We start from the raw sequence: 11,910 nt of genomic DNA, 5'->3' as shown, positions 1-11,910 counted from the left end.
AGGTTCGCCAGTCCGAGTTGATGTACCCATATCGGTTCGACATCGAACTCGTTGCACACGCACCCGGTGTTTCGACGGCTTATAACGCACCGATCCCGGCGGATATTTCAGAGGGCATCCGACGAGCTGCATCCCGCGCGGAATCGATTGCCATCGTAGGCGATAAGGACTGGACTGCTTTCGTCGACGAGATTACGCGACGGCAGTGACCGGGATCGGATTCTTTCGTGGTTTTTGCCGGGACCGCGGCGGCCGCCTCTGGAGCGACTAGCAATATAGGTGGAATTCCCAAGAACTCGGGACGACTATGCACTTCGGAATCTGTCCGAAGGGTGCGGGTCCACCTTGCCGGCCCGCCTTTTCCAAATAGAATCTGCACCCGATATAGGGCTGCATCTCATATTCGTCCACGCATTAGTCATTTTCGAACGTTGTTCCAACTGGAAGGCTTGGTAGTCTGCGCTGATCGGAACGGCCTAGTTTGCTCAGCGTGTTCGTCGTACGGGTATCGCGAGTGGAACACCGGCATCGCGCAGCGCTAACGCGTTGTCACCCGAACGGACGATTTCCGAGGCGCCTTCTGGGCGAACCTCCGCACACGCCTGCAAAGCGACAGTTACTTCCGCTAACTGTCGCGGGCTACCGCTATGGTGTCTTCGATTACTAGGGCGCCGTGGCTTCGCGGCTTGAGTTAGTAGGTTGTCGAGTGGCCAGTCGAGAAAATGACGCGGACCTGAAGGATCGCGTCGGCAGGTTGATGCAGTTCCTCCGCGAGATGGTGAAGGCCCGTACACGGCCCGTCCTCCGGGTAGAGGACCACGAGCGAGTTCAGTGGCTTTTCCCTGGTAGTGCACCCTTCCAGGTGGAACACTCTGCGACGGCCGGCGAGGTGGTCGTTCAGGCGCCGCGCGTGCATCTGGAAGATCCGCCCGCGTTACCCCGCTCTCTCGAGCCGTGGGTGGCCGACACAGACCTAATCGACCGCAGCGATACGGCAGGTCCGCAGTTTCATGAGCCCGAATCGTCGAACTCTACGCCGGCACCTGAGGTTGAGAGTGCTCGCTCGGAGTATCACCGGTGGTATCAAGACTGGGCGATGTGGGCCCAGACAGATCGGCAGCGTCGACCCCAATTTGAGCTCTATCAGGCCCTGACAGAAATGCTGCACGAGCTCAGCGCGCGGCCAGAGTCTGTTGAACTGGTGGTCGCGTCGGGTCTACTCAGTCTCCCGTCGAAGATGGCTGACGGTTCACGGGTCAACACACACCTCGTGACGCAGGAAGCGACCGTCGAACGAGACGAATCGACCGGTGATCTGCTCGTGAGACTCGTAGAGCTGTCTTCCTGCCGATTAGAAGACAGTGAGCTTCTCACCGGCCTCTGTCATTTGCCACCGTGAAGGGACCACCTGGGCTGATTGTTTGCCATAGGGATGGGACCACCTGGATTGCCAGTTATGGGACCACCGGCGCGTCGCGCTGGTGGTCCTTCATTTTGTCCGTTGACTCGGCCGTGACGATGTTCACGGAAGGGGCCGACGGCATGGGCTACCGGGAGGTTGCAGTGGAAGAGATCAGAGAAGTCCTGCGGTTGTGGTTGGGCCTTGCGGTGGGGTTACCGGCGCCGGGTCTGCGCACGATCGCCGCGCGTGCGGGTGTCGATAGGAAGACGGTGCGACGCTACATCGCGGCGGCGCAGGCGGCGGGGTTGACGCGCGATGTCGGTGCGTCGGCACTGACCGATGAGTTGCTCGGTGCGGTGGTGGCCGGGGTGCGTCCGGCGCGGCCGAATGGTCATGGCCAGGCGTGGGAAGCGTTGGTGCCGTTCAGCGAACAGATCACGCAGTGGGTGAGGGGAGGAACGCCGGAGAATCCAGAACCGTTGACGGTGACGAAGATTCACATCCTGCTGGCCCGTCAGGGGTGTGTGGTCCCGTATCGGACGCTGGTGCGGTTCGCGACCGAGTGCTGTGGGTATCGCCGCACCACGACCACGGTGCGGGTGGCCGATGGGGATCCCGGGGTGGAGTGCCAGATCGACTTCGGCTACCTCGGGATGCTCGATGATGCGGCAACAGGTAAGCGCCGCAAAGTGTTCGCGCTGGTGTTCACCGCCGTGTACTCGCGGCACACGTTCGTGTGGCTCTCACACACCCAAACCCTGTCAACGATCCTCGAGGGCTGTTCAGCGGCGTGGGAGTTCTTCGGCGGCGTGTTCGCTGTGATCATTCCGGACAACATGAAACCTATTGTCACCCAAGCAGACACCCTCAATCCGAGGTTGTCTCGGGGCTGGTTGGACTACGGCCAGCATGCCGGGTTCGTCACCGACACCGCCCGAGTCGCCACACCAACCGACAAGCCGCGGGTAGAACGCACCATCCACTACGTGCAGAACAACTTTTGGGCCGGTGAGCGATTCTCGAGCCTGCCCGATGCCCAGGCCGCCGCGGTGGCGTGGTGCCAGAGCACCGCGGGGCTGCGGATTCACGGCACCACCGCCGCCGCGCCAGCGGTGCTGTTCGACACAGACGAGCGCGCCCACCTGTTACCGATACCGGCCGACTACGACGTACCGATCTTCAAAACTGTCAAGGTGCACAGAGACTTTCACGCCTCGGTCGGCAAAGCACTGTACTCACTGCCCGAAACCTGGATCGGCTCGACACTGGACGTTCGCCTGGACAGCGAAGCGGTGAAGTTCTATCACCGCGGCGAGTTGGTCAAGCAACACCCGCGCCAGCCCGCCGGTGGGCAGAGCACCGACCCCAACGACTACCCCGCAGACAAGGCCGCCTACGCGCTGCGCAACATCAGCAAGCTGCAGGCCACCTGCGAGCATCACGGCCCCCATATCGGGCTCTACGCGGCCCGTATCGTCGACGACCCGCGCCCGTGGTCTCGGGTGCGGGCGGTGTACACCCTGCTCGGCCTGGTGCGCACCTACGGGCCCGGACCTGTCGATGCTGCCTGTGCCACCGCCCTGGAGTTCGATGTCATCGCCGTGCCCAAGATCGCCTCGATGCTTGAGCAGGCCACCGAGAACACCACCCCGGACATGCCCGTGGCCGCCGGGTCGGAATCGTCTCGCTTTGCCCGCGACCCCTCCGAATACGCAACCAACAGAACACAGTTGACACTTGTTCCTAACCCCGACAACACCATTCAGGAGTGAACCGATGACCCGAACCACCAACAGTGTGCCCGAACCTGTCGGCGCCGACATGCTCGGCCTGCTCAAAACCCTCAAACTCGGAGCCCTCGCCGACACCCTGCCCCAACGCGCAGCCCTGGCCCGCCAACACAAAACCTCGCACCTGACGTTCCTGCAACAATTGCTCGCCGATGAAGTCTCACGGCGTGAATCCAGCTCCGCCGCCCGACGATCAGCCAAGGCAGGTCTCGACCCCAGCATGCGGATCGACAACTGGCGCGCGGCAGACGATCTACTCTACGACCGCCCCCTGCTCGAGGACCTCACCACCCTGCGGTTCATCGACGCCGGCCACTCCGCGATCCTGCTCGGCCCCGTCGGAGTCGGCAAAACACACCTAGCAAACGCGTTGGGCCACATGGCCATCGGCCGACGCAAAACAGTGCTGTTCGCGCGAGCGGACAAACTGTTCCACCGACTCAAAGCCGCCCGCCTCGACAACAGCGTCGACGCCGAACTCCGCCGCATCACCGCCGTCGACATCCTGATCATCGACGACTTCGCACTCAGAGCGCTCGACGCGACCGAAACCAACGACTTCTACGAACTCATCGTCGAACGCCACCAGCAGACCAAGACCACCATCGTCACATCCAACCGAGAACCCGCCGAATGGCTCACCATGACCGCCGACGCGCTACTGGCCCAATCGGCCATCGACCGACTCACCTCACGCGCGCACACCCTCGTCATCGAAGGCCCCTCCTACCGCCAACGACACCGACCCGGACTTGACCGACCCAACCCCGCAGAGCATCCTCAATAACGCGCCAAGGTGGTCCCATCCTCGTGGCAATCCAGGCGGTCCCATAGCAGTGGCAAATGACAGCCTCGAGATCTTTGACCAGACCGGAAGCCGAACGCTTCTGGCGCAACTCAAAGAATCGGCTTCCCCGCTCGACGCGTCGATCCAGGTCTTCCTCAAAAGCTGGGCGGTTCGGGCGCTTGGCGTGGAGGTATCAGTAGACGACGCTCTCGAACCGCCTACCGTCAGCAACGATGTGTCGCTCGCGCTCGCTCCGGCCTTGGTCCTACGAAAGCGCGGTGCGTTCGCACTGGTCGAGTACTACGACCAGATGATCAACCAAGCTGAACAGGTGTCCGCTAAGACGCCGCTTGGTCTCGCCCAATTGGTCACGTCAATCGAGGCGGAGGAGCGCCTTCAATGGCTGGAATCCACGGGTGCCACGGCTCCGAGCGAGCTAGCTGAGGATCCACTTTTCCCGCTACCTGCGAATGCCGAACAGTCGAAGATCATCGAGCGACTCGGCGGCGACAGTGGCGTCGTCGTTGAAGGTCCACCAGGGACAGGCAAGACCCACACGATCGCAAACCTGATGTCGGCGTTGCTTGCTCGAGGACAGCGCGTCCTGGTCACTAGTGAGAAGTCCCAGGCGCTGCAGGTTCTCCGGGACAAGCTCCCCGAGGACATGCAGGAACTCTGTGTGTCGATCACCGATCTGTCCCGCGGTGGTTCCCAAGAGCTTAATCGCAGCGTCGCGACGATCGCCGAACGGAAGACGTCGTTCATCCCCGAAGCGTCCGAACGCACGATTGCGGACCTCACCGACAAACGCGAACAAGCGCTCACCCGGCGATCAACGATTCTCGAATCGATCCGGGCTCTGCGTGAATCCGAGACGTACCAGCACCCCGAGATCGCGCCCGGATACAGCGGGACGCTAGCCGCGATCGTTCGTCGTCTCGAAAAGCATCGCGACCGGCTGGAGTGGCTACCTGGTCCGCTCGCTTCCGCCGAACCCGCCTTGAGTGCAGCAGAATTCAGGGAGCTCGTTCGACTAGTCCAACTGCAAACTACCGAACATGAAGCTCGCGCCGGACAAACTCTGCCTCGATTAGAAGGGCTGCTTCCCGGCGCGGCACACATGACGAGTCTTTTCGACGCAGTCAACCGTCCTCCCATGGACCTACCAGCACAGACGCGCGATCTCGTCGAGATCATTGAATCCGTCGACGACGCCACTGCTCAGCAGGTTCTCGCCCAGTGCGAGACGCTGAGAGAGTGGGTCGACAACGGCCGTGCGCTTGCCCCCGACCAACAGCACCTAGCGAACAGTGTGCTCACGGGCGCGATTGACCATCTCTGGAGTCGTGTCCAGGACCTGGACGCGTACGTGGAGGAAGCGATCCGCTGTGATCGATTGGTAGGTACGACCACTGTCGAGGCACCTGCGGTGTCCCGCGGAGCACTGCGGACTGTCGAAGCATGGCTCAATCGTCTTCAGTCCGGTGTCGAGTGGAAGGGTCGATTCCGGCGTTCCGCAGAGCAAAAAGCATTTGACGAGCTCGAGCTGAACATCGCTGTGGACGGCGATCCAGTGAGACGAGCCGACGAGCTCGAGATAATTGTTGCCCATCTGAAAGCGTTAGACGCCGTCGAATCTGCGCGCCAACTCCTCGCCACCCTCGGCATCAACCTCCCCGGCGAACAGCCCCGCGCCGTCCAGGTAAACAGCCTCTACAACGTTCGCCGAGATCTGACGACGATCGAACGGTTGGTAGCCGCCTGCAATGACCTCAAAGACACGCTCTACCGGAGCGCCCGTCGCCAGGTCATCGTCCGCAGCGTCGACGAGGCCGAAAGCCTCTCCCACGCAGCGTCGGCCATCACGCTGGAACTACAGCGGAGATCCGCGCGTGCGGAACTAGCTCGAGTCACTGATTCACTGAGCAATGCGTTCGGGCCCGCGCCAGCGCCCGAAGCGCGCACCATCATCGACAGCGTTCATGCTGCTTCGAGAGAGCGCCTCAGCGACGCCGTCTCAGCGTATGCGCGGGCACAGCAACAGCAGCGCGAGTACGAAGAGTGCCAAGTCATCAAACAGCGGTTGCGAGCGGAAGCTCCCGCACTGCTCGACGAACTCGTGGCGCGCGCGGACGAGCCCGACATCGCGGTCCGACTGGAGACCATCCATGAGGCATGGCACTGGCGTCGCGCACACGACTGGGTGGAGAAGCAAAGGGCTCCTGGCCTCGAGGCTCGTCTGAGCAGCGAGCTCGACGCTACAACAGCGGACATTAGCTCTCTCACCTCGCGTTTGGCCGCTGAACGAGCGTGGATGAGTTGTCTACAGCGGATGAGTGCCAGCGAAGTGACGGCACTGCAGTCCTACCGGGACCACATCCGAAGTGTCGGCAAAGGAACGGGCAAGGACGCTGAACGGTTCCGGCAGGCCGCGCGGATGGCGATGCGCGAGGCGCAGAGCGCTGTGCTGACGAGGCTCAGCGAATTTCCCTGATCATGCTCGGTGAAATTCCCTACCTGTGAGCGGTGTTTACTGTAGCGGTTGGCGGGTTCCGGTGGTGGCTTTGCGGAGCTTTTCCGTTCGTGCGTTGTGGTCTCGTAAGCGGTAGGAATCGCCATCGAGGTTGAGTACGACCGAGCGGTGTAGGAGGCGGTCGAGCATTGCTGCGGCGACGGTGTTGTCGCCGAGTACTTCGCCCCACGATCCCACGCCACGGTTGGTTGTCATTACGATTGATGTCTTCATATATCGTTGTGAGACAACCTGAAACAAAGCTGATGCCGCTTCGCCGGGCAGCGGAAGATACCCGAGTTCGTCGATCACGAGCAGTGTCGGCCCGGCATAGAATCGCATCGTGGTGGCCCATCTGCCTTCGAGGGCGGCTCGGTGGCAGCGGGCCGCGAGGTCGGCTGCGGTGGTGAAGTACGTCCGGTATCCGGCGTGCGCCGCGGCGCGGGCGAGTCCGACCGACAGATGTGTTTTTCCGACTCCTGGAGGGCCGATGAGCAGCACGTTCGTCGCTGTTTCGAGGTATCTGCAGGTTGCTAGTTCCTCGATCAGCTTGCGGTCGATGCCTGCGGCGGCGTCGTAGTCGAAGTCCTGCAGTGATGCTGGTGTGGGCAGGCACGCGAACCGCAGGCGACCCAGTAGCCGGCGTGCTTCAGTGGCCTCGACTTCTATGGAAAGGAGCCGGTCCAGTGTTGCGGTCATCGATAGTTCTTCGGCGGCTGCTTGGTTCAGGACCGAGGGCAGCGCTTCGGCGGCGTCGTGAAGTTTGAGGACCGCGAGATGCCCGCGCAGGCGTTGGTAGAGGCTGGCGGCTTCGGCGGTGTTCGGTGCCGGCAACCGGTCGGCGCCGGTCGGTGTGTCGTGGGTGGTCATGACAGGGTGTTCCTTCCGTGGGCGGCACGTTCGTAGACCGAAAGGTCGTATATCACTGCGTCTGATTCTTCGGATTGGGTTGCACTAGTGACTGTTTCGGTAATCATGGAGTCGTGCTGATCGGCTTTGCTAGCTGTTGCCTGAAGCTGCTGTGCGGCAGCGATGGAGTCCGGGCCGGGTGGGATGCGTTCTTTGCGGCGGTGGGGTCGTCCGGTGTTCGCGCTGGCCATGGCTGCTTGTTCGAGGGCGTAGATGTGGCCGTGATCGCGGACCATCGCCCCGGTCCCGTCGGCCGCCAGCTGGTGGCGGGCGATGGTGATTCCCGAGGCGGTGACGACGTCGATGACCTCGGTGCCCAGGACCTGGGTGACGGTGACCTGTGCGCAGGCGAGCTCGGGTGGAACCGAGTAGCGGTTGCCGCGGTAGGCGACCAATGCTTGTCGTGAGACGGTGCGCTCGGTGGCCAGAATCGCGGGATACGCGGTGGCTGGCAGGGGGTGCAGCCCTTCGGCGGTCGCGATCGTCGCTACGGAGGCTTTGCCGTCTTTGGTTGCCCGTAAGCGGGTATCGCCGCGGGTGCGGCAAAACTGATCGAGACTCGCTTGAGCTTGTTCAACGGTCACATCGTCGGGCAATGTGCGCCACCAGCGTTGGGCGGCAGTGTGATTGGACTTCTCCACTGCCCCTTTGCGGTTGCCGCGGCGCGGTGGGCAGATCGCGACCGAGACTCCATAGTATTTGGCGACGCCGGCGAAGCTCGCAGTGATGCGTCCCGATTCTGGATGGCAGACCGTGGCCATCCGGTCGAATCGCCAGACTCGGCTGATTCCGCCCAGTCCTCGGCTGATCCGATCGAGTCCATCGACGACATGCGGTTGTGTCATCGCTGGGGCCAGTACGCCGCGCCACTTGCCTGAACAGGCGAGGGTGCCGACGAACAAGTGGGCTGTCGAACCCCAGCCCCAGGCGGCCGGTGGATCGGGAAGATCCACCCAATCCCATTGTGTCTCTTCACCAGGTGGGTGTTCGATGACAGCGTTGGGACGTTCGGTGGCGGTCAGGCAGGCCTGGCAGATCGGTCGCAGCGCCAGCTCGCGGATCTTGCGGGAAAGTGTCTGATACGACATCGCGTAGCCGAGGTCTTCGAGTTCGTCGCATAACGTCCGCACCCACAGATGCGGGTCGTCGAGCAGGCGGGCGGTGACGTAGGCGACGAACCTGTCGAACGGGTCCGGGGCGCTACGTTTACGCACGCCAGGGGCGGTGGTGCCGTTCAGGTAGGACCGGATTGTTTTGGGGTCTCGGCCGGTGTGACGGGCGATCGCCGCGATCGTCCAGCCTCGTTCTTTCAGGGCGCGAATTTCCACGTCTTCCTCTCGTGTAAGCATGAGGAGCGGGTCTCCTTTGGATAGCTGGTGCGTGGTCAGATACCACCAGCATCCGGGGAGACCCGCCCTCGTTGGCGATGCCACACGGGTAGGGAATTTCGGTGAGCGAAACTAGGGAATTTCGATGAGCGCCGTCAGTGCCGGCGTGGGTGATGCCTACACAACAGGTCCTCGCATCAATCCCGCCGCAGCCGGGAGCGTTTGACGTTGTCATCGTGGACGAAGCCAGTCAGGTGGACATCACCAACCTGTACTTGCTGTGGTTGGCACCCCGCGTGATCGTCGTTGGCGACGACAAACAGTGCACCCCCAGCGAAGTGGCACTTGGTGGGCTCGATGATGTGTTCACACGCCTGGACAATTACCTCGGCGACCTACCGGACCATGTCCGGAACACGTTCACCCCGCGGTCGAGCTTATTCTCGCTCCTACGATCCAGATTCGGTCAGGTCGTCCGGCTGCGTGAGCACTTCCGATCGATGCCAGAGATCATCAGCTGGTCGAGCAACCAGTTCTATCGTGACGCACCGCTCGTACCAGTCCGGCAATTTGGCTCCGACCGGCTACCGCCGCTGAAGAGCACGTATGTCACCGGCGCGACCGTCACCGGGAAGAACGCCACGCTCGCAAACAAGGCTGAAGCCGTCGCGATCTCGAACCAAGTGCGCACGTGCCTCGACGATGCCCAGTACGACGGCAAGACGATGGGAGTCGTTGTCTTGCAGGGGCAGGGCCAAGTTACCGCGATCCAGAATGAGTTGCGCGGCAGGATTTCAGAAGAGGAGTGGGAGTCGCGTCGCTTCCGGGTTGGAACTCCACCCGACTTCCAGGGCGATGAACGGGACGTCATCTTCCTGTCATTGGTCGTGGCACCTGACCAGAACTTCCAGTCACTTACCCGGACGGAGTTTGAGCAACGCTTCAACGTGGGCGCCTCTCGTGCCAAAGACCAGATGTGGCTGTTCCACTCGGTGACACTGGACCGGTTGCGAACTGGAGATCTCCGCAAATCGCTTCTTGAGCACATGACTGCGATGCCCGTCGCGACGTCGGAACCGGTGCCCGAGAACGTATCCAATGATGTGCGAGATCCTCGTTTCGACAGCCTCTTCGAGCAGCGAGTCTTCAACGAAATCGTTGCCCGCGGCTACCACGTCAACCCGCAGATCCCGGTGAACAACCGCCGTATCGACCTTGTCGTGACGGGAAGTGCATCACGGCTAGCAGTGGAATGCGACGGCGACGCGTTCCACACCACGCCCGAACAGCTGCGGGAGGACCTCGAGCGCGAGATCGAACTCCGCCGATGCGGATGGACCTTCTGGCGGGTACGCGAGTCCGAGTTCTACGCGGATCGCGTACAAGCGATGTCGACGCTGTGGACCGAACTCGACAACTTGGGAATCAGGCCGGGGGGTGACCACGCTAGGGAAACCCCGACGGCCTCGACCGTCGTCAGTCGAGACGGTGACAAGTCAGACGGTTCCACCGATACCGAACGGCCTGTCGCTCCCATCGAGGACCGCGAGGGCGATTCGGACGACCAAGGACTTCACACTTCCACGTCTGTAGCGAGAGTGATGAAGGAGACCGCACCACCACCGCCGGCGCAGAAGTCCGCCTCCTCGGTCGTCGAACCAACATCGCGGTCCGATGTCAACGACCGGCAAGAGGACAGTGGCTACACGCCAGGCCTGAACGCCCGAGATGATCTCTTACGTCGATCAGCAGCCGAATCCGACAGCTCGAACACCGGGGCTTCCACCGCAAACGTGACTCTTCGGAAGGTTCTTGTCGCTGCCGCATGGTCCAGTGTTCCGCTGACGATCGACCGTGCCTGTCACATCGCGAAACTCAGTGAGAGTGAGACACGGGGCGTGCTGAACGCGTTAGTGGAAGACGGTCACCTGGATGAGATGACGAAGGCCGGCACGATGCTGTGGGTTCGCTCGCGGAAGGCGAAAGCTTGAAACCGCTACGCGCCTGGCAGGAGGAGGCGCTCGACGAGTGGCGCAAACGAGGACGACGAGGCGTCATCGAGGCGGTTACCGGTTCAGGGAAGACTGAAGTCGGAATCGCTGCCACGTTGGAAGCGGTAGCTGTTGGTCGACGGGTACTCGTCGTCGTACCGTCGCGTGACCTACTCCGCCAGTGGCACGAACGGCTCGTCGCGGCGGATGACTCGCTACGAGTGGGGCGACGCGGCGACGCCTACCAGGATTCATTCCGTCACTTTGATGTGATCGTGTCGACTGTCCAATCAGCGGTGATGCCCGCCGTTGAACGCCCGCCGGATGGTTCGCTGGTGGTCGCCGACGAAGTGCACAGATACGCCGCGGAGTCCTTCGCGAAAGTCCTGACCCACTCATTCGACCATCGCTTGGGTCTAACTGCGACCCTGGAACGATCGGACGACGGCATCGAACAAGTCCTGATGCCGTTCTTCGAGAACGTGATCTCGGGCTGTACCTATCAACGCGGGTACGAAGACGGGATCCTCGCGCCAGTGAACGTGGCACTCGTGCCAGTACCGTTCGCGCCACGCGAACGAGCGCGTTATGACAACCTCGACGAGGTAGCTCGCGCGGAGCGAGCCAATCTCATCTCTCGATACGGCTGCCGGGCAGAGCCGTTCGGGACTTTCCTCAAAGACGTCCAATTACTTGCAAAGGACGACTTCGGCGGCGATCCGTCAGTCCGGTCCGCTCGGCGGTACCTCAAAGCGTTCTCAGAACGTCGCGACCTGCTCGCCTCAATCTCGGGCAAAGAGCAAGCACTCGCCGAGATTGCGCCTGGGCTTGAACGATCAAGTCGAACGCTCCTGTTCGCCGAGACGAAAACAGCCGCCGCGTCCGCTGCTGAGACTCTCCTGCAAGAAGGAGTGGCAGCGGCCCCATACACCAGCGAACTAACTCGGAACGAGAGAGTCGCGCTCCTCAAGTCATTCAAGGACGGCAGTCTCACAGCTCTGGCTGCTCCCCGTGTTCTCGACGAGGGAATCGATGTCCCAGAGGCGGATGTCGGGATCATCCTTGCTGCCAGCCGAACTCGTCGGCAGATGATTCAACGCATGGGCCGAGTGCTTCGCCCGAAGGCCGACGGACGTGCCGCAGTGTTCCTCATCTTCTACGCCGAGGGAAGCTCTGAAGACCCGAAGAACG

The 11,910-nt window shown here is 62.0% G+C and carries 5 protein-coding genes and 3 pseudogenes; 6 read left to right on the top strand and 2 right to left on the bottom strand.

Features of this window, described 5'->3' with window-relative positions:
- Positions 1-706: 706 nt before the first annotated feature.
- The 4 genes and pseudogenes from GAA2_RS11785 to GAA2_RS11770 form a co-directional block, all read left to right on the top strand.
- Positions 707-1,381 (top strand): annotated as a pseudogene (locus GAA2_RS11785) (AAA family ATPase); the annotation flags it as partial.
- 161 nt (positions 1,382-1,542) lie between these two features.
- Positions 1,543-3,174 (top strand): IS21 family transposase, encoded by a 1,632-nt coding sequence (gene istA / locus GAA2_RS11780; RefSeq protein ID WP_191835001.1) that lies wholly within the window; start codon positions 1,543-1,545, stop codon positions 3,172-3,174.
- 4 nt (positions 3,175-3,178) lie between these two features.
- Positions 3,179-3,979, top strand: coding sequence for an ATP-binding protein (locus GAA2_RS11775; RefSeq protein WP_006438890.1), 801 nt, complete (start codon positions 3,179-3,181; stop codon positions 3,977-3,979).
- A gap of 49 nt (positions 3,980-4,028) precedes the next feature.
- A complete protein-coding gene (locus tag GAA2_RS11770; RefSeq protein WP_262410957.1) occupies positions 4,029-6,473 on the top strand; it encodes an AAA domain-containing protein in 2,445 nt (814 codons plus the stop codon).
- Positions 6,474-6,509: 36 nt separating this feature from the next.
- On the opposite strand, the gene istB is transcribed toward GAA2_RS11770, so the two are convergent.
- Together istB and GAA2_RS11760 are read right to left on the bottom strand one after the other, a co-directional pair.
- Positions 6,510-7,361, bottom strand: a complete 852-nt coding sequence (istB, locus tag GAA2_RS11765) for an IS21-like element helper ATPase IstB (protein WP_006438910.1) — start codon at positions 7,359-7,361, stop codon at positions 6,510-6,512.
- Positions 7,358-8,749: a Mu transposase domain-containing protein gene (locus GAA2_RS11760; RefSeq protein WP_096273747.1), complete on the bottom strand. Its 1,392-nt coding sequence runs from the start codon at positions 8,747-8,749 to the stop codon at positions 7,358-7,360. The genes istB and GAA2_RS11760 overlap by 4 nt, the downstream gene beginning before the upstream one ends.
- Positions 8,750-8,883: 134 nt before the next feature.
- Between GAA2_RS11760 and GAA2_RS11755 the strand changes: the two are divergent.
- Positions 8,884-10,719, top strand: a pseudogene (locus tag GAA2_RS11755) (AAA domain-containing protein); the annotation flags it as partial.
- Positions 10,689-11,822 (top strand): annotated as a pseudogene (locus tag GAA2_RS11750) (DEAD/DEAH box helicase); the annotation flags it as partial. The pseudogenes GAA2_RS11755 and GAA2_RS11750, both read left to right, overlap by 31 nt.
- Positions 11,823-11,910 lie beyond the last annotated feature (88 nt).

The sequence above is a fragment of the Gordonia ajococcus genome, assembly GCF_012974285.1.
Classification (GTDB): Bacteria; Actinomycetota; Actinomycetes; order Mycobacteriales; family Mycobacteriaceae; genus Gordonia; species Gordonia amicalis.
This window is presented reverse-complemented; position numbering and strand designations above follow the sequence as displayed.